The 22,644-nt window shown below is 70.7% G+C and carries 21 protein-coding genes; 9 read left to right on the top strand and 12 right to left on the bottom strand.

Annotated elements, in window-relative coordinates:
• Window positions 1–347 precede the first annotated feature (347 nt).
• A complete protein-coding gene (locus tag ACIP6U_RS05850) occupies window positions 348–1,700 on the top strand; it encodes a M14 family metallopeptidase (RefSeq protein WP_401713530.1) in 1,353 nt (450 codons plus the stop codon).
• Here ACIP6U_RS05850 and ACIP6U_RS05855 read toward each other — a convergent pair.
• From ACIP6U_RS05855 to ACIP6U_RS05875, 5 genes are all read right to left on the bottom strand, one after another.
• A complete protein-coding gene (locus ACIP6U_RS05855; protein WP_401713532.1) occupies window positions 1,697–2,383 on the bottom strand; it encodes a hypothetical protein in 687 nt (228 codons plus the stop codon). The two genes, ACIP6U_RS05850 and ACIP6U_RS05855, sit on opposite strands and share 4 nt — an antisense overlap.
• Before the next feature lie 217 nt (window positions 2,384–2,600).
• Complete coding sequence (locus ACIP6U_RS05860; protein ID WP_401713534.1) at window positions 2,601–4,076, bottom strand: GntP family permease; 1,476 nt, start codon at window positions 4,074–4,076, stop codon at window positions 2,601–2,603.
• 110 nt (window positions 4,077–4,186) lie between these two features.
• On the bottom strand, window positions 4,187–4,597 hold the full coding sequence (locus ACIP6U_RS05865) for a RidA family protein (protein WP_401713536.1): 411 nt from the start codon (window positions 4,595–4,597) through the stop codon (window positions 4,187–4,189).
• Window positions 4,594–5,379 (bottom strand): IclR family transcriptional regulator, encoded by a 786-nt coding sequence (locus tag ACIP6U_RS05870; RefSeq protein ID WP_401713538.1) that lies wholly within the window; start codon window positions 5,377–5,379, stop codon window positions 4,594–4,596. Before ACIP6U_RS05870 ends, ACIP6U_RS05865 begins: the two co-directional genes overlap by 4 nt.
• Window positions 5,376–6,419 carry a sugar kinase gene (locus tag ACIP6U_RS05875; protein ID WP_401713539.1) on the bottom strand — a complete coding sequence of 348 codons (1,044 nt, stop codon included), beginning with the start codon at window positions 6,417–6,419 and terminating at the stop codon, window positions 5,376–5,378. The genes ACIP6U_RS05870 and ACIP6U_RS05875 overlap by 4 nt, the downstream gene beginning before the upstream one ends.
• A 134-nt stretch (window positions 6,420–6,553) precedes the next feature.
• Here ACIP6U_RS05875 and ACIP6U_RS05880 point away from each other — a divergent pair, with 134 nt between their 5' ends.
• Window positions 6,554–7,819, top strand: a complete 1,266-nt coding sequence (locus ACIP6U_RS05880) for an amino acid deaminase (RefSeq protein ID WP_401713541.1) — start codon at window positions 6,554–6,556, stop codon at window positions 7,817–7,819.
• A gap of 8 nt (window positions 7,820–7,827) precedes the next feature.
• Complete coding sequence (locus ACIP6U_RS05885) at window positions 7,828–9,456, top strand: amidohydrolase family protein (protein ID WP_401713543.1); 1,629 nt, start codon at window positions 7,828–7,830, stop codon at window positions 9,454–9,456.
• 32 nt (window positions 9,457–9,488) lie between these two features.
• On the opposite strand, the gene ACIP6U_RS05890 is transcribed toward ACIP6U_RS05885, so the two are convergent.
• On the bottom strand, window positions 9,489–10,355 hold the full coding sequence (locus ACIP6U_RS05890) for a serine protease (RefSeq protein ID WP_401713545.1): 867 nt from the start codon (window positions 10,353–10,355) through the stop codon (window positions 9,489–9,491).
• Between the two features lie 206 nt (window positions 10,356–10,561).
• Here ACIP6U_RS05890 and ACIP6U_RS05895 point away from each other — a divergent pair, with 206 nt between their 5' ends.
• The 6 genes from ACIP6U_RS05895 (at window position 10,562) to ACIP6U_RS05920 (ending at window position 17,146) form a co-directional block, all read left to right on the top strand.
• Window positions 10,562–11,773 (top strand): pyridoxal phosphate-dependent aminotransferase, encoded by a 1,212-nt coding sequence (locus ACIP6U_RS05895; protein ID WP_401713547.1) that lies wholly within the window; start codon window positions 10,562–10,564, stop codon window positions 11,771–11,773.
• A gap of 56 nt (window positions 11,774–11,829) precedes the next feature.
• Window positions 11,830–12,243 (top strand): hypothetical protein, encoded by a 414-nt coding sequence (locus ACIP6U_RS05900; RefSeq protein WP_401713548.1) that lies wholly within the window; start codon window positions 11,830–11,832, stop codon window positions 12,241–12,243.
• Window positions 12,244–12,735: 492 nt separating this feature from the next.
• Window positions 12,736–13,800: a hypothetical protein gene (locus ACIP6U_RS05905; protein ID WP_401713549.1), complete on the top strand. Its 1,065-nt coding sequence runs from the start codon at window positions 12,736–12,738 to the stop codon at window positions 13,798–13,800.
• A gap of 13 nt (window positions 13,801–13,813) precedes the next feature.
• Entirely contained in the window at window positions 13,814–15,013 is a 1,200-nt protein-coding gene (locus tag ACIP6U_RS05910; protein WP_401713551.1) for a toxic anion resistance protein, read from the top strand.
• On the top strand, window positions 15,010–16,551 hold the full coding sequence (locus tag ACIP6U_RS05915; protein ID WP_401713553.1) for a substrate-binding domain-containing protein: 1,542 nt from the start codon (window positions 15,010–15,012) through the stop codon (window positions 16,549–16,551). Before ACIP6U_RS05910 ends, ACIP6U_RS05915 begins: the two co-directional genes overlap by 4 nt.
• Entirely contained in the window at window positions 16,538–17,146 is a 609-nt protein-coding gene (locus ACIP6U_RS05920; protein WP_401713555.1) for a hypothetical protein, read from the top strand. The genes ACIP6U_RS05915 and ACIP6U_RS05920 overlap by 14 nt, the downstream gene beginning before the upstream one ends.
• 8 nt (window positions 17,147–17,154) lie before the next feature.
• Here ACIP6U_RS05920 and ACIP6U_RS05925 read toward each other — a convergent pair whose 3' ends face one another.
• The 6 genes from ACIP6U_RS05925 to ACIP6U_RS05950 all read right to left on the bottom strand — a co-directional run bounded on the left by ACIP6U_RS05925 (window position 17,155) and on the right by ACIP6U_RS05950 (window position 22,390).
• Window positions 17,155–18,327 (bottom strand): hypothetical protein, encoded by a 1,173-nt coding sequence (locus ACIP6U_RS05925; RefSeq protein WP_401713557.1) that lies wholly within the window; start codon window positions 18,325–18,327, stop codon window positions 17,155–17,157.
• On the bottom strand, window positions 18,324–19,124 hold the full coding sequence (locus ACIP6U_RS05930; RefSeq protein WP_401713559.1) for a PP2C family serine/threonine-protein phosphatase: 801 nt from the start codon (window positions 19,122–19,124) through the stop codon (window positions 18,324–18,326). Before ACIP6U_RS05930 ends, ACIP6U_RS05925 begins: the two co-directional genes overlap by 4 nt.
• Window positions 19,125–19,127: 3 nt before the next feature.
• Complete coding sequence (locus ACIP6U_RS05935) at window positions 19,128–19,889, bottom strand: hypothetical protein (protein ID WP_401713560.1); 762 nt, start codon at window positions 19,887–19,889, stop codon at window positions 19,128–19,130.
• A gap of 26 nt (window positions 19,890–19,915) precedes the next feature.
• Window positions 19,916–20,869: a hypothetical protein gene (locus ACIP6U_RS05940; RefSeq protein ID WP_401713562.1), complete on the bottom strand. Its 954-nt coding sequence runs from the start codon at window positions 20,867–20,869 to the stop codon at window positions 19,916–19,918.
• Window positions 20,870–20,961: 92 nt separating this feature from the next.
• Entirely contained in the window at window positions 20,962–21,417 is a 456-nt protein-coding gene (locus ACIP6U_RS05945; protein WP_401713564.1) for a hypothetical protein, read from the bottom strand.
• The gene (locus ACIP6U_RS05950; protein WP_401713565.1) at window positions 21,404–22,390 is read right to left on the bottom strand and encodes a serine/threonine-protein kinase; all 987 of its coding nucleotides are present in this window, start codon (window positions 22,388–22,390) and stop codon (window positions 21,404–21,406) included. Before ACIP6U_RS05950 ends, ACIP6U_RS05945 begins: the two co-directional genes overlap by 14 nt.
• Window positions 22,391–22,644 lie beyond the last annotated feature (254 nt).

Raw genomic sequence — 22,644 nt, forward strand, 5'->3', positions numbered from 1 at the left:
TGACCGGTGGGCTGCGGCTCCCCTTCCGCCATGTCCAACTGTCCCTCCCGGCCCGGCAGTTGCGCAGCTCCCGCTCACACCCGCGAGTGCACTTCGCCGGGGACCGCGCCGGCGAGGACCCTCGCGCGTACACTGCGCGGCCGTTTTCCGAACGGTTCACGCCAAGGATTCTTGGGCCGCACTTGACCAGCTCATGACATACGACCACGATGGGCCCGCCGCGCGCACAGCTCGCGTACAGCACTCGTACAGCCAACGGCACCCGCACCAGCACGTCCCTGGACCACCCCCCGCTCCACTCCCCCACTTCCGGAGACCCCGGAACCCCAGGAGAACCAGGAGACTTCATGCGACTTCGGATACGAGGCTCAGGCGCCCGGAGCGGCAGACGCACCGCCTCTCTCGCCGCCCTCCTCGCGCTGACCCTCGCGGCACCCCTCTCCGCGAACGCCGACAGCGCCGACAGTCCCGGCTCGGCGAAGGCGGCACCCGCCGCCGACGACATCCGGCAGTACGAGATCCACGTCGACCACAACACCCCGGTCACCCGCACCGCGATCGCCGCGGCCGGGGTGAGCGTGGACGAGGCCGACGAGGAGACGGTGGTCGTCTCCGGCCGGACCGCGCAGATCAAGAAGCTGCGCGCGCAGGGCTACGAGGTCACGCCGCTCGGCTCGGCACCGGACCGCTCCGCGGGTGAGGCGCGGCTGTTCGACTTCCCCACGGCCGACTCGAAGTACCACAACTACGCCGAGACGAACACGGAGATCGACCAACGCCTCGCCGCCTACCCGAACATCATGAGCAAGCGGGTGATCGGCACGTCGTACCAGGGCCGGAACATCGTCGCGATCAAGATCAGCGACAACGTGGCGACCGACGAGAGCGAGCCCGAGGTCCTCTTCACCTTCCACCAGCACGCGCGCGAGCACCTCACGGTGGAGATGGCGCTGTATCTGCTGCGGGAGTTGGGGGCCGGCTACGGCAGCGACTCGCGGATCACCAACATGGTCAACAACCGCGAGATCTGGATCGTCCCCGACCTCAACCCGGACGGCGGCGAGTACGACATCGCCACCGGCTCCTACCGCTCATGGCGCAAGAACCGACAGCCCAACTCCGGTTCCTCGTACGTCGGTACGGACCTGAACCGGAACTGGGACTACAGGTTCGGCTGCTGCGGCGGGTCCTCGGGCTCGACCTCGTCCGAGACCTATCGGGGTGCGTCCGCCGAGTCGGCGCCCGAGGTGAAGGTCGTCGCGAACTTCGTCCGCGGCCGGGTCGTCGGCGGCAAGCAGCAGATCACCGCGGGGATCGACTTCCACACCTACAGCCAGCTGGTGCTCTGGCCGTTCGGGTACACGTACTCGGACACGACGACCGGGATGACGGCGGACGACTACAACGCCTTCAAGACGGTCGGCCAGAAGATGGCGGCGAGCAACGGGTACACGCCCGAGCAGTCGAGCGACCTGTACATCACGGACGGGTCGATCGACGACTATCTCTGGGGTACGCAGAAGATCTTCTCGTACACCTTCGAGATGTACCCGGCGTCCAGTTCCGGGGGCGGGTTCTATCCGCCCGACGAGGTCATCGAACGCGAGACCTCCCGGAACCGGGACGCGGTGCTGCAACTGCTGGAGAACTCGGACTGCATGTACCGCTCGATCGGCAAGGAAGCGCAGTACTGCTCCTAGTCGACGTCCTTGGCCGGTGACTTGACGTCGGTCTTGGACACGGCGTCGGCCTCGGCTTCGGTCGCGGCCTCGTCCTTGTCCTCGGCTTCGGTCGCGGCCTCGACCTCGGTCTGGGCCTCGTCCTCCGCCTGGCCCTCGACCTCGACCTCGTCCTCGGCGTCGCCTTCTTCGAAGTAGGCGTCGAGGACGGCGTCCAGCTGCTCCTCCCACTCACCGAAGCGTGCCCTGGACGCGGCCTCGATCTCGATCGGGTACCAGCGGCGTTCGGGGGTGTGCACGGTGATGGTGAACCGCTTGCCGAAGCGCGGGGTCTCCGTCTCCACGGCGCCGATCTCGTCCCAGCGGAACTCGCACTGCTGGTCGTCCAGGCTGAGCCGGACGCCCTTCTCGTCGGCGACGATCCGCGCGCGCCGGTCGGAGGCCTCGAAGACGGGCCCGTCGACGGACTCCTCCGCGTCCTCGCCGTCGGCGTCGTCGTCGGACCCGGCGTCGGCTTCGGCCTCCGCCTCGGTGTCCGCCTCGTTGTCGGTCCCGGGCTGCTCCGCCGCCGCGTCCTCGGCCTCGTCCGGCTCCTTCGCCTTCGCCGGCTCATCGGACACGGGCGACGTGAGCCCGGGGATGAATGCCGGGTCGAACCCGGCGCCCTCCAGGGGCTGGCTGCTCGAACCTATGCGCTGCTCCACAGCGGGAAGTATGGTCGACGATCCTGTGGTGGACACAGCCAGCCCCGACTTTGTTATCGGACGCCTACACGAACGCACCGAACACACCGGACACGGCGGCCCCTACACGAACAAGCCCACCACCGCGGCGCCCGACACCGCGACAGCGACCGCCGACCGCCGACGGCCGACCGGCAACCCTCACCGGCCGGCCGCGACGGTCACCGCCACCCGCCCCCTACACGAACAAGCTCACCACCGCCGCCACCGCGAAGCCCGCCACCGACAGGACCGACTCCAGGACCGTCCATGTCTTGAGGGTGTCCCGTTCGGTGATGCCGAAGTACTTGGCGACCATCCAGAAGCCGCCGTCGTTGACGTGCGAGGCGAAGATGGAGCCGGCCGAGATCGCCATGATGACGAGGGCGACGAAGGCCTGGGAGTGGTCGCCCTCGGCCAGCAGCGGGGCCACGATGCCCGCCGTCGTCACGATCGCCACCGTCGCCGAGCCCTGGGCCACGCGCAGGACGAGCGAGATCAGGTAGGCGAGGACGAGCACCGGGAGGCCGACGTCGTTGAAGGTGTCCGAGAGGGCCTGGGCGACCCCGCTGGCCTTGAGGATCGCGCCGAAGATCCCGCCCGCGCCGACGACGAGCAGGATGTTGCCGACCGGCTTCAGGGAGGCCGTCGAGACGGTCTCCAGGGACTTGCGGGACCAGCCGCGCCGGATGCCCAGCAGGTAGTACGCGAGGACCAGGGCGATCGTCAGCGCCACGAAGGGGTGGCCGAAGAACTCGATCACCGAGCGGCCCGTGGAGGGGTCCAGGGCGATCGAGGAGAAGGTCGCCGCCAGGATGAGGATCAGCGGGGTGCCGATGATGCCGAGCACCGTGCCCAGCGGCACCGGCGTCTCGCGCGGCTCCACGCCCGACTCACGCTGCTCGTCGATGACCGCCTGCTTGGCCTCGGCTGCCGCCTCCACCATGTCCTGCGGTACGGCGACGAAGATCCGGTTGCCGATCCACGCGGAGTACACCCAGGCGGCGAGCACCGCGGGGAGCCCGCAGACGATGCCCATCAGGATGACCCAGCCGAGGTCCACGTGGAGCAGACCGGCGGCGGCCACCGGGCCGGGGTGCGGGGGCAGGAAGGCGTGGGTCATCGACAGGCCCGCCAGCAGCGGCAGGCAGTAGAGCAGGATCGACTTGCCGCCCCGCTTGGCCGCCGCGTACACGATCGGGGCCAGGACGAAGATGCCGACGTCGAAGAAGACCGGGATACCGAAGATCAGGCCGGTCAGACCCATGGCGAGCGGTGCGCGCTTCTCGCCGAAGAGGTTGAGCAGCCGGGACGCCAACACCTCGGCGCCGCCGCTGACTTCGAGGATCGCGCCGAGCATCGTGCCCAGGCCGATGATGATCGCGACATGGCCGAGGATGCCGCCCATCCCGGCCTCGATGGTCGACACGGCGTCCGACTTCTGGACGGTGCCGAAGAGTTCGGTGACCGAGAGCCCGGCGAGCAGGCCGACGGCTATCGAGACCGCGAGGAGGGCGACGAACGGCTGGAGCCTGACCTTGATGATCAGGAAGAGCAGGAGCGCGATGCCGATGGCGGCGACGGTCAGCAGACCGGCGGTGCCGTCGATGAGAAGGAGCAGACCGCCGGTGTGGGGTGGCGGGGTGGGGGCTGTCGCTGCGAGCGGATGGGACATGGGTGGGGGTCCTCTGGCTAAGTACACGGGACTTTCGGGGCATGGGGGATCGCGGCACGGCACCCGGGGAGGTGCCATGCCGTGTACGGCGTGCGGGAGTTGAGGAGCCGTCAGCTCAGGACGGCGAGCGCGTCGATCTCGATGAGCAGCCCGGCGGGGAGGCCGACGTAGACCGTCGTACGGGCCGCCGGCGGCGCGGTGAGGCCCTGCTCCTCGAAGTAGGCGTTGTAGAGCGCGTTCATCTCGGCGAAGTGGTCGACGTCGGTGAGGTAGACGCGGATCATCATCGCGTCGTCCCAGCTCGCGCCGCCCTCCTCCAGGATCGCCTTGACGTTGGCGAGGGTCTGGAGGGTCTGCTCGCGCAGGGTGGGGCCGGCCGGCGTGGGCGGCTTGCCCTCCTCGGCGGGGAGGAAGCCGACCTGGCCGGCGACCTGGAGGATGTTGCCCTTCCTCACGCCGTGCGAGAACTTCGCGGGCGGAGCGGTGTGGGTCTTGGGGGTGAGGGCGATCTTGTCGGTCATACGGTGTTCCTGTCTGGCGGTGATGCCGGTGCTGTTGCGGGCGTTCTTCCGGAGTACTCCCCGCTGATCGCGTCGGCCGTGCGGCGCACCAGCGGTAGCAGGGTGAGGAGTTCGTCGGCCGTCACCACGACGTTGGGCGCGGAGACCGACATGGCGGCGGCGACCTTGCCGTCCGCGCCGCGGATGGGTGCGGCGACGCAGTTGATGGACTCCTCGTGGCCGCCTAGGTCGGTGGCCCAGCCCTGGTCGCGCACCTTGTCCAACTCCTTCAGAAAAGCAGGGGCGTTGGGCGTGGACCGGGCCGTGTACATGGGGTATTCGAGCTCGTCGGCGAGCACCCGCCGCTCGCCCTCGGGCAGATCGGCCAGGAGCAGCTTGGCGACGGCCGCGACGGTGATCGCGACGGGCTTGCCGATCCGCGAGTACATCCGCACCGGGTAGCGGCTCTCCACCTTGTCGATGTAGAGCACCTCGTGCTCCTCGTACACGGCGAGGTGCACGGTGTGTCCGCACTGCTCGTTGAGGCGTACGAGGTGGGGGTGGGCGATCTCGCGGATGTCGAGGTTCTCCATGGCCTCCTGGGCGAGCGCGATGAGGCGGGCGCCGAGGCGGTAGCGCTGGTCGGACTGGCGGTAGACCAGGCCGTGTTCGTGCAGGGTGCGCAGCAGCCGCAGGGCCGTGGACTTGTGGACGCCGAGCCGCTCGGCGACCTGGCCGAGGTCGGCGGGCCCCTCGGCGAGCAGCGGCAGGATGCTCAGCGCACGGTCGACGGTCTGGCTCATGGCGTACGTACCTCCTCGTCGGCCCGCTCTGCGGCTGCTGTCCAGCCGGGGCCGAGTCGAAGTCTCTCCCACGCCGTGTCGTCGAGGGCGACCAGCCGGTCGGCGTGGTCGCGGGAGGGGGGCACGGCGAGGTCGCCGGGGACGGTGAGGGCGGCGGCGGCCATGAGGTGGCCGTGCCGGATGCGGTCGCGGACGGGCAGTGCGCGCAGGGTGGCGGAGAGGAAGCCGGCGGCGAAGGCGTCCCCGGCCCCGACGGCGGCGACGACGTCGACGTGCGGGGCGGGGACGAAGGTGGCGCCGGTCCGGTCGTAGACGGTCGCCCCCTGCCCGCCCTGCTTGACGACGAGCACCGAGGGGTCGGGGAACGCGGCGCGCACGGCGTCGGGGCCCACCAGCCCCCACACGTCCTGTGCCTCGTCCTCGCCGACGAAGACGAGGTCGGCGGCGCGGGCCAGCTCCAGCGTGGTCTGCGGGCCGTCGGCGGTGCGCCACAGCCCGGGCCGGTGGTTGACGTCGAAGGAGACGAGCGGGCGGCCGTGGCGCAGGACGGTCAGCTCGCGCATGAGGTCCGCGCAGCCTTCGGCCAGGGCCGCGGTGATCCCGGACAGATGCAGCACGCGTCCGGCGCGTACGGCGGCCAGGTCCACGTTGTCCACGGTCATCGCGGAGGCGGCGGAACCGGCCCGGTAGTAGGCGACCTCGTGGGCGTCGGTGGCCCGGTCGCCGGCCGTGCGGAAGTACACGCCCGTCGGCCGCTCGGGGTCCCGTCCCACGGCGGTGACGTCGACGCCGTACGCGCCGATCGTCTCGACCAGGTGGTCGCCGAACCCGTCGGCCCCGACCCGGCTGACCCACCGGACCGAGTGCCCCGCCGCCGCGAGGACACAGGCCACGTTCGACTCCGCGCCGCCGATGGCCCGGTCGAAGGAGGGCACGTCGGCGAGGCGGCCCGGCCGGGTGGGCAGGAAGGTCACCATGGACTCGCCGAGCGCTACGACGTCCACGACGTCGGGGGCCTTGCCGGGTCCGGTGACGGTCACGATCGTCGTAGCTCCTGGGTGAAAGGGTTCCGGCGGCTCCGTTGACCCCGCGTTGGCCGAGATGTTAGACAGCCGTAAGCGCTATACGCAATGGCCATTGCAGATATCGCAACAGACCAGATCAGGGAGGCCCCATGGGCACCGAGGCGCTCGACCGACTCGCCGAGGAACGCGTCGACCACCGATTCAAGGGCCTTCCGCCGGACGCGGACGGGCTGACCGTCGGCGAGCTGACCGCCGAGCGCCGCAACCTCTTCACCGGCGGCTTCACCACGCCCCTGCTCGCCCTGTCCGCCGAGCGCCTGGAGCACAACCTCGCGCTGATGGAGACGTACGCGACACGGCACGGCCTCGCCTTCGCCCCGCACGGCAAGACCTCCATGGCCCCGCAGCTCTTCCGCCGCCAGCTCGACCGCGGTGCCTGGGGCATCACCCTCGCCCTCCCGCACCAGCTCCGCGTGGCCCGCGCCTACGGCTTCCAGCGGCTCTTCCTCGCCAACGAGCTCCTCGACCCGGCGGCCCTGCGCTGGATCGCCGGTCAGTTGGCGGCCGACCCGGACTTCCGCCTGATCTGCTACGTCGACTCCGTACCCGGCGTCGAGCTGATGGCCGCGGCGCTCGAAGGATCCACGCGCCCGCTGGACGTCGTCGTCGAACTCGCCGCAGGGGAGGGCGCCCGCACCGGCGTCCGTACCGAGGCGGAGTGCGCGGCCGTGGCCGACGCGGTGGCCGCCACCGGCACCCTGCGGCTGGCCGGCGTCGCGGGCTACGAGGGCGAGGTCCCGGGGGCCGACCCGGAGCGGGTACGCGGCTATCTGCGCCGGCTGGTCGCCCTCGCCGCCGACTTCGACAAGGCGGGGCGTTTCGCGGGTCTGGACGAGATCGTCGTCAGCGCCGGCGGCAGCGCCTGGTTCGACGCGGTGGCCGACGTGTTCGCCGAGATCCCCGAACTCTCCGTGCCCGTACTGAAGTTGCTGCGCTCGGGCGCCTACGTCTCGCACGACGACGGCCACTACCGCAAACTGACCCCCTTCAACCGGGTCCCCGAGGAGGGCGCGCTGGAGCCCGCGTTCCGCCTGTGGACGCAGGTCGTCTCCCGCCCCTCCCCCGAGCAGGCCTTCGCCAACGGGGGCAAGCGCGACGCGGCCTACGACCTCGACCTGCCCTTCCCCCAGGTCGTCCGCCGGGACGGCACCGAACACCCGGCCACCGGCATCTCGGTGCCCGCCCTGTCCGACCAGCACACCTGGCTGACCACCACCCCCGAGGCGGATCTGCGGGTCGGCGACTGGCTGGGCCTGGGTCTGTCCCACCCGTGCACGACCTTCGACAAGTGGCCGCTGATCCCGCTGGCCGAGGCGGACGGGACGGTCGTCGACTACATCCGCACGTTCTTCTAGGAGGGTTCGTGGAGCAGCTCGTCATCCGGGACGCGGACGTCGTCGACGGTTCCGGCGCACCCTCGTACCGCGCCGACGTGGTGATCGACGAGGGCCGGATCGTCTCGATCGTCCAGGAGGCCGCGGCGGCGGGCTGCCAACGCCCGAAGGCGGTAAGGGAGTTGGACACGGAGGGTCTGGTCCTCTCCCCCGGCTTCATCGACATGCACGCGCACAGCGACCTGGCCCTGCTGCGCGACCCGGACCACAGCGCGAAGGCCGCGCAGGGGGTCACGCTCGAAGTCCTGGGCCAGGACGGGCTGTCGTACGCCCCCGTCGACGACCGCACGCTCGCCGAGGTCCGCCGCTCGATCAGCGGGTGGAACGGGTACGGCGACGACATCGACTTCGACTGGCGGTCGGTCGGCGAGTACCTGGACCGCCTTGACCACGGTTTCGAGGGCCGCGGGATCGCGGTCAACGCGGCCTATCTGATCCCGCAGGGCACGGTCCGTATGCTCGCCGTCGGCTGGGAGGACCGCGAGGCCACGCCCCAGGAGCTGGACCGCATGCGGCAGTTGGTGGCGGAGGGCATGGAGCAGGGCGCGGTCGGCCTGTCGTCCGGGCTGACGTACACCCCCGGGATGTACGCCAAGGACGCCGAACTCACCGAGCTGTGCCGGGTGGTGGCGTCCTACGACGGCTACTACTGCCCGCACCACCGCTCGTACGGAGCCGGTGCCCTGGAGGCCTACGAGGAGATGGTGGAGCTGACCCGCGAGGCGGGCTGCCCGCTCCATCTCGCCCACGCCACCATGAACTTCGGCGTGAACAAGGGCCGAGCACCCGAGCTGCTGACGCTCCTCGACGAGGCGCTGGCGTCCGGGGCGGACATCACCCTCGACACGTACCCCTACACCCCCGGCTGCACCACCCTCGTGGCGATGCTGCCCAGTTGGGCGAGCGAGGGCGGCCCGGAGGCGATCCTCGAGCGCCTCGCGGACGACGGGACGGCCGAGCGGATCCGGCACCACGTGGAGGTCGTCGGCTCGGACGGCTGCCACGGCGTGCCCATCGAGTGGGACACGATCGAGATCTCGGGCGTGGGCACGGACGCCCTGGCGGATCATGTGGGCCGCACGGTCCAGCAGTCGGCGGACGCCCGCGGCGAGACCCCGTGGACGGTGGCCCGCCATCTGCTCCTCGCGGACCGCCTGGGTCCCACGATCCTCCAGCACGTGGGCCACGAGGAGAACGTGCGGGCCATCATGCGCCACCCGGTGCACACCGGCGGCTCGGACGGCATCCTCCGGGGCGCGAAGCCGCACCCGCGGGCGTACGGGACCTTCCCGCAGTATCTCGGGCGGTACGTACGGGAGTTGGGTGTGCTGTCGCTGGAGGAGTGCGTCGCGCACCTCACCTCGCGCCCGGCGGCCCGGCTGCGGCTGCCGGACCGGGGCCTGGTCCGCGAGGGCTACCGGGCGGACCTCGTCCTCTTCGACCCGGCGACGGTGGCGGCGGGCTCGACCTTCGCCGACCCGCGCCGGCTCCCGACGGGCATTCCGCACGTCCTGGTCGACGGGCGGTTCGTGATCGAGGACGGGCGGCGCACGGACGTACTGGCAGGGCGGGCGGTGCGGCGGACCACCCGCCCCTGACCGCTTACGGGTTGGGGCCTACGACTCGGGACTCACGGCTTGGGCAGGGTGCAGGAACCGGCGCTCAGGTTCAGCTTGTTGCCCGTGGTGAAGCAGGCGGGGATGTTGTAGATCTCCTGCGCGTAGTTGATGCCCTGGCGGACGGTCACGGTGCCGTTCGCGTCGACCTCGCAGGGGTTGTTCTCGGTGCAGCGCTGGCCGTCCTCGTTGCCGGTGTTGTTGACGGCGACGACCTGCCCGGTGGCGTTGTCGAGCACCGGCGAACCGGACGTGCCGCCGATGGTCTGGCAGGCGGAGGTGTAACGCACCGAGTCCTTCCAGGTCCAGTCGCCCTCCTTGAGGCGGTAGACGAACCCGTCGATGTTGCAGGCGTAGGTCCGCTTCCAGTACCCGGAGACGACGGTGATCGCGGTACCGGCGGTCGGGTGGGTGCTCTGCACGGTGAGCGGGCTGATCCCGTAGGTGCTCTGGATCGACGCGTACGTGGTGGTGAGCTGGTAGATCGTGACGTCCGTGTCGGTCATGGTCGCGTAGGCGACCTTGCTGGCACGCAGCGTCCCGACCCTGGTCGCCGAGGCGTTGAGCAGTCCGAAGGTACGGGTGGAGGCCTGGTCGACGATGACCTCGCCGGCCTCCGGGAAGCCGGTCTCCAGGCAGTGGCCGTTCGTCAGCACCAGGGCCGGGTCGGTGGACACGGAGTTCGGGAAGCGGATGACGGACCCGGAGCAGTTGCTGAGCGAGACGGTGCCTGCGAAGTTGACGGCCTGGATGGTGGGCGCGGCGGCCTTCTCGACGGCCGCCTTCGCGACCGGCGCCGTGTCGGGCGCGGCGACTGCGGGTGCCATGCCCGCCCCGGCGATGGCCAGGGTGAAGAGCGTGGCAAGGAGAGGCTTGTTCATGTGGGGGTCCCCTCTGGAAACGCGAGCGCCCGGAGATCTTCCGGTCGCTTTCACGTTTTTGTCATGGACATCTTCACGACTGGGGCGTGTCCCGACAAGAAGGCATGCGCGAGTTGTGTACAGCTGATCTACGCGCGACACGTGCCACGTCTCATGTGGTGGAAAGCACGACCCGCGTGCCTTTACCGGGCCGTAAGCTCCCAGACATGCAGGTGATCCAGTCGACCAAGCTCGCCAACGTCTGTTACGAGATCCGGGGTCCGGTTCTTGAGGAGGCGATGCGGCTGGAAGCGGCCGGGCACCGCATTCTCAAGCTGAACACCGGCAACCCCGCCGCCTTCGGCTTCGAGTGCCCGCCGGAGATCCTGGAGGACATCCTCCGCAATGTCTCCTCGGCGCACGGGTACGGCGACGCGAAGGGCCTGCTGGCAGCTCGCAGGGCGGTCGTCATGCACAACCAGACCCTCGGCATCGAGACGGACGTCGAGCACGTCTTCATCGGCAACGGCGTGTCCGAGCTGATCGTGATGGCGATGCAGGGTCTGCTCGACGACGGCGACGAGGTGCTGGTCCCCGCCCCTGACTACCCGCTGTGGACGGCCGCGGTGTCGTTGTCGGGCGGCACCGCCGTGCACTACCGCTGCGACGAGCAGTCCGACTGGATGCCGGACCTCGCGGACGTGGAGCGGAAGGTCACCGACCGCACCAAGGCGATCGTCATCATCAACCCCAACAACCCGACGGGGGCGGTGTACGACGAGGCGATGATCAAGGGGCTCACCGACATCGCCCGGCGCCACAATCTGCTGGTCTGCTCCGACGAGATCTACGACAAGATCCTGTACGACGACGCCACGCACACGCCGACTGCGGCCGTCGCCCCGGACCTGCTGACGCTGACCTTCAACGGCATGTCGAAGGCGTACCGGGTGGCCGGCTACCGGGTGGGCTGGATGGCGATCTCCGGGCCGCGCGCGCACGCCGACTCCTACATCGAGGGTCTGACGATCCTCGCGAACATGCGGCTGTGCGCGAACATGCCGGGGCAGCACGGGGTGGTTGCCGCGCTCAGTGGGCGGCAGACGATCAACGACCTGGTGCTGCCGGGTGGGCGGCTGCGGGAGCAGCGGGATGTGGCGTACGAGCTGCTCACGCAAATTCCAGGGGTGAGCTGCGTGAAGCCGAAGGGCGCGCTGTATCTGTTCCCGCGTCTCGATCCCAAGGTGTTCAAGATCAAGGACGACCGGCGGATGGTCCTGGATCTGCTGCGCCAGGAGAAGATCATGGTCGTCCAGGGCACGGGGTTCAACTGGCCCGAGCCGGATCACTTCCGGGTGGTGACGCTGCCGACGGCCGGGGATCTGCGGGACGCGATGGGGCGGATCGGGAACTTCCTCGACGGGTACGGTCAACTTTAAACTTTAGACGAGATCTAAGGTAGGATGGCTTCCTGACAGTCACTGGAGGCCATCCCATGTACGAGCCGATCCGTACGAAGTCGGTCCACAGCACGGTGGCCGGTGCGGCCGATTTCCCTCACCGGTCGCGTGAGGACGAGCTGGACATCCAACTGGCGGGGCATCTGGGCGCGTTGCTGGCGGTGACGGACGAGTTGCGTGGGCTGGAGCCCTCCAGTGACCTCGACCAGGCCGCGGAGAGGCTTGCCGCGCAGGTGGGTCGGTTGCGGGGCGGGGTGACGCCGGTCCGTCTGTCCGTGACCGCGCCCGACGACGACCTCACGGTCCTGCACCGGCGGGCGCATGCCCTTGCGGGGCGGGCGCTGGTGGTGGCGGCGTCCCGGGCGGACACGGCGGCGGCGATTCTTTCGGCCCAGCGGATGGATGCGCATGCGCTGGCGCTGGCCTCGCCGGAACTGGCGTCGCACTGAGCGTTGGCGCGGTATCGCCGTAGGGATCGAGGTCGCGTTGCGGCTGCGGGTGCGTCGTGGCCGGTCGCGCAGTTCCCCGCGCCCCTGAGGACGTTGCAGCACCGGATGCCGCATTGCGCCGCCCCCTCTTGTCCCCGCCGAATCTCTTCCGGCGCCCCCTCTCACGCCCGCTGACCCTTCTCCGCCGCAACGGCGATCAACCACCACGGCGCACCCCGGCGGTGCCGAACCAACCCCTCGCGCCCCTCCCGCGCGCGTCCCTCCCATCCACTACTCTCCGCCGCACTCTCTCCTCCCCGCCCCGCTTCCCGCCGCCCCCTCTTGTCCCCGCCAAATTTTTCTCCGCCGCAACGGCGATCAACCACCGCGGCGCACCCCGGCGGCGCCGAACCGGCCTCGGCCGCCGCTCCGTTGTGTACCGGGACCGCCACTTCACCCCCCGTTCACCCGGTAAGCCCTGGAACATGGGGTTCCGGGAGCACGCTCCCCGGCGTGAGACGAATCGCAGGAATCGTCCTCGCTGTTCTGCTGATCGGCGGCGTGGTGGCAGCCGTCGTCGCGGGGCGGCACACGGAGGACAAGGGCACGGCAACGAAGACCGTGCGTGGCGTGATCGGGTCGGAGAAGGCGGACTTCTTCGCCGATCCCGACGTGGTGAAGGCCCTCGCCGCCAAGGGCTACACCGTGAAGGCCGAGACCTCCGGGTCCTGGGCCATGGAGGGGCTGGACCTGGAGGGGTACGACTTCGCCTTTCCCTCCAGCCAGGCACCCGCCGTCGAACTCGCCGCCCGCTATAAAGTGCGCGGCACCCTCCCCCGCCCCTTCTACTCGCCCCTCGTCGTCGTGGCCCACCGCAGCGCAGCTCAGGTGCTCGCCGCCAACGGCCTCGCCACGCTCGACACCGAGCACCGCGGCACCCTGAAGATGGCCGCCTACCTCGACGCCGCCAAGCATGACCGCAGTTGGCAGCAGCTCAAGGGGGCCGCCAAGTACGGGGAGTTGAGCGGGACTCTCTTCATCTCCAGTACCGATCCCGCCTCCTCCAACTCCGGCGCCCTCTACCTCGCCGCCGCCTCCTACGTGGCCAACGGCGGGCGGGTCGTAGCAAGTGCGGGCGACCTCGACCGGACCGAGCCCCTGCTCAAAGAGCTCGTCACCGTGCAGGGCGCCCAGCAGTCCAGTTCGGACGCCGTCTTCCGGGACTTCGTCAGCGGGGCCGGAAATCCGCTCGTGCTGGTCTACGAGTCCCAGGTCGCCGCCCTGTTGGCGGACGGACAGCAGCCCGGCGACCTCGTCGTGCTCTACCCGGACACCACCGTCAACAGCGACCACACCGTCGTACCGCTCACCGACAACGGCCAGGCCCTCGCCCAACTCCTGTCCACCGACCCGGAATTGCGCAAGCTCGCCGTCCGGCACGGTTTTCGGCCGCAGGGATCCGCCACCGAGTTCGCCTCGGCCGGCACCTATCTCAAGCAGGAACTGACCGGCGTCCGGCAGGCGCCCGTGCCCACCTCCGCGGTGCTGCACGAGATGGCCCGCCGGGCGAAGGGATAACGGGGGAAGAGACATGAACGCTCACAACACCAGTCAGAACAGTAGCCACAGCAGCGACGACACCTTCACCCTCACCCCGCCCGAACCCGTCGCCGCCGTGCCGCGGGAGAAGGCCGGCGGGCTCGTGCCCGTCGCCGACAGCGTCCGCACCGACATGGCGCAGAAGGCCACCGCGTACGTCGACGGACTCGCCGCACTCGACGCCCGCTCGCCCGAGTTCGCCGGCAAGGTCGGCGAGATCACCGCCCTGGGCGCCGGCGAGATGCGCACCGCGACCGCGCAGTCCAACCGGATGCTGGAGCGGACCGTCCGCTCCCTGCCGGACAAGGGTGGGGACGCGCAGTCCCAGGTCGCCGGTTCGCTCGTCGAACTCCGGCGCGTGGTCGAGGACCTGGATCCGCGTGACGTGCCCGCCGGCAAGGGGCGGAAGTTCCTGTCCCGGCTGCCCGGCGGCAACAAGCTGCGCGACCACGTCGCCAAGTACGCCTCCGCGCAAGGGACCTTGAACAAGATCGTCGGCTCCCTGCGCGGCGGCCAGGACGAACTGCGGCGCGACAACGCCGCGTTGCAGACCGAGCGGGTCCGCCTGTGGGAAACCATGGGCAAGCTGCAGGAGTACGTCGTGCTCACCGAGGCCCTCGACGCGGCCGTCGAGCAGCACATCGCCGGCGTCGCCGAGCCGGAGGCCGCCGACGGTCTCCGCGCCGACGTGCTCTTCCCCGTCCGGCAGAAGCACCAGGACCTCCTCACCCAACTCGCCGTCTGCGCCCAGGGCTACCTCGCCATGGACGTCGTACGCCGCAACAACGAGGAGCTGATCAAGGGCGTCGACCGGGCGGCCACGACCACCGTGTCGGCGCTGCGGATCTCCGTGATGCTGGCCTCCGCGCTGGACAACCAGAAGAAGGTCGTCGAGCAGGTCAACGCCTTGCGCGGGACCACCGAGGACCTGATCCGGGGCAACGCCGAGATGCTCGCCACGCAGAGCGGGGAGATCCAGCGGATCGCCGCCGACCCGGCCGTGGGCGCCGAGACGCTGCGCTCCGCCTTCCAGCAGATCTACCGCACGCTGGACGCGATCGACACGTACAAGGTCCAGGCGACCGAGGTGATGGCCTCGACCGTCGAGTCCCTGACCACCGAACTCCAGTCCGCGAGCGGCTACTTGGCGCGCAGCCGGTCCCGGAGCGCGCTCGAAGGGGGGCTCTCATGAGACGGGGTCTCGCCCTTCTCGCCGTGTCGGCCACCCTGCTGAGCGCCTGCACGGCTGCGCCCGAGGCGGCCGACCCCGCCGACGACCGCTCCCCGCAGCCCGGCACCCTGCGCATCCTCGCCTCCAGCGAACTCGCCGACATGACGCCGGTGTTGGACCAGGTCCGCAAGGACACCGGGCTCACCGTCCGCCCCACCTACATGGGCACCCTGGACGCCGTGGACCTGCTCGCCAAGGGCGGCACCGACGGGCTGTACGACGCGGTGTGGCTGTCGTCGGACGACTATCTGCGGCTGCGGCCCGAGGCGGCGAAGAGGGTCGTGTCGGAGACGTCGATCATGTCCAGCCCGGTCGCGATCGGGGTGAAGACGGCCGTGGTGAAGGAGTTGGGCTGGCAGCCCGATCACGTCACCTGGTCGCAGGTCGAGCGGGCCGTGCAGGACGGCCGGCTCAGCTACGGCATGACCGACCCGGCGCGCTCCAACTCCGGTTTCGCCACACTCGTCTCGGTCGCCTCCGCCCTCTCCGGCGCCCAGTCCGCGCTCACCGACGCGGACGTCACCGAGGCCACGCCGAAGCTGAAGGAGTTCTTCAAGGGGCAGCAGCTGACCTCGGGTTCGTCGGGCTGGCTGGCGACCGCCTACGAGCGGCGCGGGGACGTCGACGCGATGCTCAACTACGAGTCCGTCCTCAAGGGCGTCCCCGGTCTGACCGTGATCCGCCCCACCGACGGCGTGGTCACCGCCGACTACCCGCTCTCCTCCCTCGCCGCCACGAGCGCCGCGACCCGCGAGGAGGTCCGCCGCCTGACCGAGGCCCTGCGCACCCCGGCGATCCAGCGGCAGATCACCGAGCGCACCCACCGCCGCCCGGTCGTCCCCTCGGTGCACCCCGCGGCGGGCCTCGACACCAGCCGTCGCCGTGAACTGCCCTTCCCCGGCAGCCGATCCGTCGCCGACGGACTGCTCGACGCCTACGAGAACAAGCTGCGCCGCCCCTCCCGCACGGTCTACGTCCTCGACACCTCGGGCTCGATGAAGGGCGACCGCCTCGACCGGCTGAAGAAGGCGCTCACCGACCTCACCGCGGACTTCCGGGACCGCGAGGAGGTGACGCTGATGCCGTTCGGCTCGGACGTGAAGAGCGTCCGCACCCACGTCATCGACCCGGCCGACCCGCAGTCCGGCCTCGACGGCGTCCGCACGGACACCAAGGCGCTCAGCGCCCAGGGCGACACCGCGATCTTCTCCTCGCTGGAGAAGGCGTACGACCATCTCGGCGCCGACGACGACACGTTCACGTCGATCGTGATGATGACGGACGGCGAGAACACGACCGGCGCCAAGTCCGGTGATTTCGACGCCTTCTACCGCGGGCTCGGCGCGCAGCAGCGGCGGACACCCGTCTTCCCGATCCTCTTCGGCGACTCCGACCGGGCGGAGCTGGAGCACATCGCCGACCTGACCGGCGGCCGCCTCTTCGACGCCCAAAAGGGCTCGCTGGACGGCGCCTTCGAGGAGATCCGTGGCTACCAGTAGGTTCGTGGGGTTCCTGGAGTCCCGCAAGAACATCACGGGCAGCGCCTGCGGACTGGCCGGCCTGGCGCTGACCTTCGTCGGCGCGGCGGGACCGTACTGGCCCGTCGTGGTCGTCGGCCTGTACGGCGCGGGCGCGCTCATCGCCCCACCGGAACGCCCGGCGCCGCCCGCCTTCCCGGACCCGTCCGCCCAACTCGACGAGGTGCGTGCGGACTTCGAGCGACTCGGCGGCTATCTCGCCGGCGTCGAACTGCCGCCGGCCGCCGCGGGCCGGCTCACCGAACTGACCGAGCTGCTGGCCGCGCTGCTCGACCCGGGCTGGGCCCCGGAGCTGCTGGGCCAGGATCCCGAAGGCCTGCACACCCTCTCCCGGGCGGTGCGCCAGGACATCCCCGAGGCTGTCGACACCTTCGTACGCACCCGGTGGTGGAGTCGGATGGCGCCGGGCCAGGAACCGCCGGAACGCCATCTGGAACGGCAGTTGACGCTCCTCCAGGAGGAGGCGGACCGGCTGGCCTCGTCCCTGCGCGAGACGGAGGCCCGGCGGCAGGAGTCGCACACGCGGTATCTGGAGGAGCGGGGTCGCGGAGTCTGACGTACCCGTCAGAGACGGGCCAGTATCGCAATCAGCACCAGCACCACGAGCAGCAGCGCCACCACCTTCGCCGCCGACCTCAACCGGCCGCCGCCCGGAGCAGGTTGCGCGACCGGCGCCGGAACCGGTGGCGGCAGCGGGACCGGTGGCGGGCCGTTGAACACGTCGTGTCCGGTCACGGCCGCGCGCGTGCACCACGGGCAGGTCGGCAGGTGGGAACCGTAGGTGTGCAAAGGGCGGTTCGGGCAGCTGCGCAGGCGGGCCCGTTCCCGGTCGAGCGCCCGTAGCCAGGCCTCCGCCGGAGGGCGGGCCGCGGGGGCGTGCACGCCGGGGCCGAAGGCGGCGCGGGCCAGGGTGAGCAACTCCGGTGGCAGGACGGACGGGTCGACCGTGCCGCGCGGGATGACGACCGACTCGGGGCGCACCACGTAGGAGCAGCTCGCGGCGATGTTGTCCTTGACCGTGGACTCGGAGGTGCTCTCGTGCGGGACGCCTCCGAAGGGGTGGTTTCCGGCCGTCAGCAGTTGGTAGACGAGGACCGCGAGGGCGAAGTCGTCGCTGGCGCGGGTGGCGGGAGCGCCGGACTGCCGCTCGGGGGACGAGTAGTCGGTGGTGTGCATCAGGCACGGGAAGGGCTCGCCGGTGACCGCGTCGGTGAAGGCGATGGAGTCGCAGTCGAGGAAGGTGACGAAGCCGTTGGCGTCGACGACCACGTTGCTGCTGGAGAAGTCGCCGATGACGAGGTGGTCGTGGTGCATGCGGGCGGTCATGAAGGCGAGGTTCCAGGAGACGCCGAGCAGGAACCGCCAGTCCGCCCGCTCCGGGAACAGCCGCAGCCGCTGGGCGCGGGTGAACAGGCCGACCAGCTGGACGTGTTCGGGCTCGCCGAAGCGGTGCATGGCGTAGCCGAGGAACTCGCCCTCGGCGCCCCGGGCGATCGCGGTCGGCCAGGCCAGTTCGGGTGGCTGGGACCGGTCGGTGGGGCGGGCGGCGAGCGGGGACATGGTCAGCATCCGGGCCAACCGCCGTTCCTGGTCGGGTCCCGGCGCCTCCCGGTAGAGCTTGACGACCGTGCCGTGGTCGCCCTCGACCGGGAAGACGGCCGCCTGACCGCCGCCCTTGAGCGGGAGTTCGGCGAGCTGGGCCTGCTTGCCGTCCAGGTAGACCACCCGGCCGCTCATCCCCGTACCTCCCGCACGGCCCGCAGCAGCGTCTTGTCGTCGGCGTTCAGCGCGGTCAGCCGGTCCGACCTGAGCAGCGCGGCCAGGTTCTCGTGCGCGCTGTCGGAGACCGGGCCCGGCGTGGTGTCCAGGGAGCGGAAGACGGCGTCCACGAAGGAGGCGTTGGGCGTGGGCGCGCCCCCGGCCGAGCGGGACAGGGCGGCCTGCGCGAGGCCGTCGGTGGACAGCAGCACGCCGTCGACGCGCGGGTCGCACACGCAGTCGGTGTGGATCCGGCGGCCCGCGTCCGGCGAGGTCAGGAAGACCGTCTCGTTGCTGTACTCGCTGACCGCGGCCGGCTGCGGCAGCGCGTGGAACTGCCGTTCCCCGTCCTCGGTCCCGGCCCGCAGCACCACGAAGCCGTCGCCGACGGTGAGATGACCGAGCCAGCCGGGGGTCAGGACCACGACGGTGAGGGTGGTCGCGAAGTCGGTGGCCGAGGCTCCCGTGGTGTCCAGGAACACCTTGGTGACGTCGTGGAAGGCGTCCGTGAGCAGGTCGTGCACGGCCTCGCCGGGCGGGGTGTCGGCAGCGGCCGATGACCTTCGTACGAAATGTTCGACGGCCAGGTCCACCGCGAGCCGGGAGCCCTCCTCCGAGCGTGGCCGGCTGCCCGCGCCGTCCGCGACGGCGAGCACCGCGACCTGCCCCGACACGGTGTGCGCGCACGCGTCCTGGCAGGGCTTGCCGTCCCTGCGGTGCCGGTAGCCCTCGACGCTCATGCCGTGGATCCGCCAGCCGGCCCGGCCCGCGCCCATCGCCTAGCTCTCCCAGGCCGGGCGCTGGGTCTTGAACTGGCTGAAGATCTTCTCGAAGACCTCGTCGCCCGCGCCCTTCTGCTCCGCGTTCGCGCTCGCCGACATCATCTGGAGCAGTTCGCGGAACGGGAAGCCCTGGATACGGGCGTTGAAGGTCGGCGCGAAGGCGCGCAGCACCTGTTCGCCGACGTCGGTGATCCCGCCGACGCCGATCGCGTAGAGCCGGAAGCGGCGGGCGCGCTGCTCCTCGGCGAGGACGGGGACAAGGCGCTGCCAGGAGTCGGTGCGGCGGCCGGTGCCGTCGGTGGGCAGTCCGTCGGTGACCAGGCAGATCTGCGGGCGGTAGTACTGGAGCCCGGAGGCGCGCAGTTCGGCCTTGCGGGCCGCGACCACGTGCATCGACAGTTCCAGCGCCTCGGTCATCAACGTCACGCCGGCGGCGGCCAGTCGGGGCGGCCTAAACGTGTGGGCGGGCACGAACGGGCTCACCGGCGTCCCCGGCGGCAGCGGCTGCGGGCCGCGCCAGGCGGCGACGCCCTGTCCTCCGAAGGTGACCAGCGCGACCTCGACGGAGTAGCTGAGCGCCACGTCGTCGTGGAGCTCGCGGGTCCACTCCACGAGGGCGTCGTTGAGCGTCTGGATCGGCGGGCCCGCCATCGAGCTGGACGTGTCGAGGCACAGCACCAGCGGCAGCCGCTGGGCGTTGTTCTCGAACTCGATGTCGGCGTACTCCGCCGGCAGGGTGGGCGGGTATTCGCTGGACATGGGCCTCTCCTGGTGGAACCGGTACGTCAGCGGGCGGGTCGCCCCGCGGCGGGCGGGAAGGCGTGCAGGACGTCCGCGTCGGTGAGCGCGGACTGGGCGTCGGTGACGTCGACGGGCGAGCCGGGCGCGGGCGGCGCCTGTCCGGGCTCCGCCCACACCGCCCGGTACAGGACGCGGTCGAGTTCGACGTATCCCTGCGGGTGCAGATCGGTACGGACGACGGCGGACCGGGTGGGCCCGCCGCGGTCGCGGGCCCGGTGCCGGCCGCCGGAGCGGGCGGGGCGGGCGGGGCCGGCGCGCAGGGCACGGGTGGGTTCGTCGGCGTCGGCGGATCGAGAGGTCTGACCGGCCGTGGCGGGGGCGGGAGTTCGGGTGCGGCGGACGAGGAGGAGGAAGGCGCCGAGGAGGAGGACGAGGACGGTGGCGACGGCGGGGAGAAGCCATCGGGTACGGCCGTCGCCCTGGTCGCCGATGCGGCCCACGACGTAGGCGTGCTGCTCGGTGACCTCGTCCTCGGTGATCAACTTGTCGCCGGACACCTGGGACTTGCCGGGGCCGACCAGCGCGCACAGGTCCTTGCGCGTCGACCCGCAGAGACTGTCCAGTTCCTTGCGCGTGCCCTGCGCCAACCGGTCGATCTTCGCACTCTGGTCGACGAGCCGGCCGCGTTGTTCCGCCAGCAGGAGCAGGACCGTGCCGCCCTCGCCGGTGGAGACGTCGGCCGGCACCTGGACGTTCAGCTTGTCGCTCTTCCCCTCGATGTCCTCGATGAGGTCGGCCCGTTGGGTCTTGGAGCCGTCGAGAAGCAGCGCCCGGTCCAGGGTGACGGTGACGCTCCCGTCGTCGAGTTCACTCGACCAGCACTTCAGCCTGGCCGAGAAGTCCCCACCGCACTCCTCGTCCGCCCCGGCGCTCGGAGCGACCGACGTCAGGACGAGGAGAATTCCCAGAAAGATGGTGAAACGCAACGATCGCCCCATGGGCACCCCCGTGGCCCGAAAAGACCCCCGCCCATAGTGGAGCCAACAGGCCCGCGTCCGAAAGGGGCTGTGCCCCCTCACACCTGTCACTTCTACAACTGGAACACCTGGTGGCAGCGGATGAACATCTGCCGCGCCCGTTCCACCCAATCACTGGCCAGAGCATCGAAATCCGGCTGGGTGACCCGGCAGATCAGCGGGAGATCGCACACCCCGGCGAGACACGGCCGCGGCCCGCGGACGTCCCAGACGGAGAGCATCGGATTGAGCTGTTCCGTGTTCCAGGCGTTCGACGCGGCGGCGGCGAGGGCGAGTTGATCGTGGCGCAGGTACTGGCCGTCGGTGACGAAGGCGACGAGCAGCCGTTTGGTGGTCATGAAGCGGACCGTGAGCGTGCGGCCCGTCTCCTCCAGATCGAAGCGCAGGGACACGGAGTCGGTGTCCGTCAGGGCGTGGTAGTTCCGCCCGGCGCCCCACTGCTGCACCAACTGGCGCCAGTGCGTGCCGATTTCGAGGACCGGGGCGGGAAAGGACTCAGAGGGAGCCACGGTGCACCGCCCGGGTGACCATCGCGTCGGTCAGGCCGGCGTCCAGCAGCGCCTGGGCGTGCAGCAGCAGACAGGACGGCACGGACACGCTCGTACCGGAGGAACGGCGGGCCGCCAGCTCGCTGACCCGCAGCTCGATCGTCCGTCTCACCTTGGGCGGGGGCCAGGACGGCGACTGCCCGGTCTCTTCCAGCAGTTCGGTCAGCAGCACGTCGAGCGCGGGCCGGTCCTCGGGTTTCTTGGCGAGGCACCGGGCGATCAGCGGACGTATGTTCGGCGGTACGGCGTCGAGTTCGGGTTCGCCGCAGACGACCTGGTAGCGCACGGACTCGCCGGTGCCGTGCGGCGGGCGGCCGGTGAGCGCGTACACCAGGACTCCGCCGAGGGAGAAGACGTCGCTCGGCGGGCCGACCCGCGCGCCCTTCATCTGCTCGGGGGACATGAACGGCGGGGTGCCGACGATGAGTCCGGCCTGGGTGAGGCCGGGGGCGCCGTCGACGCGGGAGATGCCGAAGTCGATGACGCGGGGGCCGTCGGCCGCCAGCAGCACGTTGGACGGCTTGAGGTCGCGGTGCACGACTCCGGCCGCGTGCACGGCCTGCAAGGCCTCGACCAGGAAGGCGCCGAGCTTGCGGACCTGTGCCTCGGGCAGCGGACCGTCGGTGCGGACGGCCTCGGTGAGCGAGGGGCCCGCCACGTACATCGTGGCCAGCCAGGGCAGTTCGGCCTCCGTGTCGGCGTCGATCACGGCCGCCGTGTACGCGCCGCTGACCACCCGGGCGGCGGCGACCTCGCGGGCGAAGCGTTCCCGGAACTCGGGCTCGGCGGCCAGTTCCTGGCGCACCACCTTCACCGCCACCTCACGCCCGGCCGGCGAACGGCCGAGATACACCCATCCCATGCCGCCGGACCCGAGCCGCCCGACGATCCGGTAGGGCCCCACCTTCAGGGGATCGCTGACCGGTGTGCGCACCCCGCTCACCTCATTTCGGGGTTCGTTGCAGGATGTCCCGAGTGTCCCGCGAAATCCGGGTGCGCACAGAGGTGATGCGAGAAGACGCGAGAAGACGCGAGAAATTACGAGAAGTGGAAGCCGTCGGTTTCGCGACAAGGCGAAGGCCCGCCGCCGCCGTTCCCGTCGGGGCGGACGGGATCGGTGACGACGGGCCCACGGTCCCGCACGCCGTTGTGCGGGACCTCGCCGGTCGGCACCGCGGCCGGCCGTGA

The organism is Streptomyces sp. NPDC088794, assembly GCF_044750545.1.
GTDB lineage: Bacteria > Actinomycetota > Actinomycetes > Streptomycetales > Streptomycetaceae > Streptomyces.

What these genes read in the sequence shown, in the direction of transcription:
- ACIP6U_RS05850 (WP_401713530.1), top strand. Translation starts at nt 348, where the DNA reads ATGCGACTTCGGATACGAGGCTCAGGCGCCCGGAGCGGCAGACGCACC.
- ACIP6U_RS05860 (WP_401713534.1), bottom strand. Translation starts at nt 4,076, where the DNA reads ATGTCCCATCCGCTCGCAGCGACAGCCCCCACCCCGCCACCCCACACC.
- ACIP6U_RS05865 (WP_401713536.1), bottom strand. Translation starts at nt 4,597, where the DNA reads ATGACCGACAAGATCGCCCTCACCCCCAAGACCCACACCGCTCCGCCC.
- ACIP6U_RS05870 (WP_401713538.1), bottom strand. Translation starts at nt 5,379, where the DNA reads ATGAGCCAGACCGTCGACCGTGCGCTGAGCATCCTGCCGCTGCTCGCC.
- ACIP6U_RS05880 (WP_401713541.1), top strand. Translation starts at nt 6,554, where the DNA reads ATGGGCACCGAGGCGCTCGACCGACTCGCCGAGGAACGCGTCGACCAC.
- ACIP6U_RS05890 (WP_401713545.1), bottom strand. Translation starts at nt 10,355, where the DNA reads ATGAACAAGCCTCTCCTTGCCACGCTCTTCACCCTGGCCATCGCCGGG.
- ACIP6U_RS05895 (WP_401713547.1), top strand. Translation starts at nt 10,562, where the DNA reads ATGCAGGTGATCCAGTCGACCAAGCTCGCCAACGTCTGTTACGAGATC.
- ACIP6U_RS05900 (WP_401713548.1), top strand. Translation starts at nt 11,830, where the DNA reads ATGTACGAGCCGATCCGTACGAAGTCGGTCCACAGCACGGTGGCCGGT.
- ACIP6U_RS05910 (WP_401713551.1), top strand. Translation starts at nt 13,814, where the DNA reads ATGAACGCTCACAACACCAGTCAGAACAGTAGCCACAGCAGCGACGAC.
- ACIP6U_RS05915 (WP_401713553.1), top strand. Translation starts at nt 15,010, where the DNA reads ATGAGACGGGGTCTCGCCCTTCTCGCCGTGTCGGCCACCCTGCTGAGC.
- ACIP6U_RS05925 (WP_401713557.1), bottom strand. Translation starts at nt 18,327, where the DNA reads ATGAGCGGCCGGGTGGTCTACCTGGACGGCAAGCAGGCCCAGCTCGCC.
- ACIP6U_RS05930 (WP_401713559.1), bottom strand. Translation starts at nt 19,124, where the DNA reads ATGGGCGCGGGCCGGGCCGGCTGGCGGATCCACGGCATGAGCGTCGAG.
- ACIP6U_RS05935 (WP_401713560.1), bottom strand. Translation starts at nt 19,889, where the DNA reads ATGTCCAGCGAATACCCGCCCACCCTGCCGGCGGAGTACGCCGACATC.
- ACIP6U_RS05940 (WP_401713562.1), bottom strand. Translation starts at nt 20,869, where the DNA reads ATGGGGCGATCGTTGCGTTTCACCATCTTTCTGGGAATTCTCCTCGTC.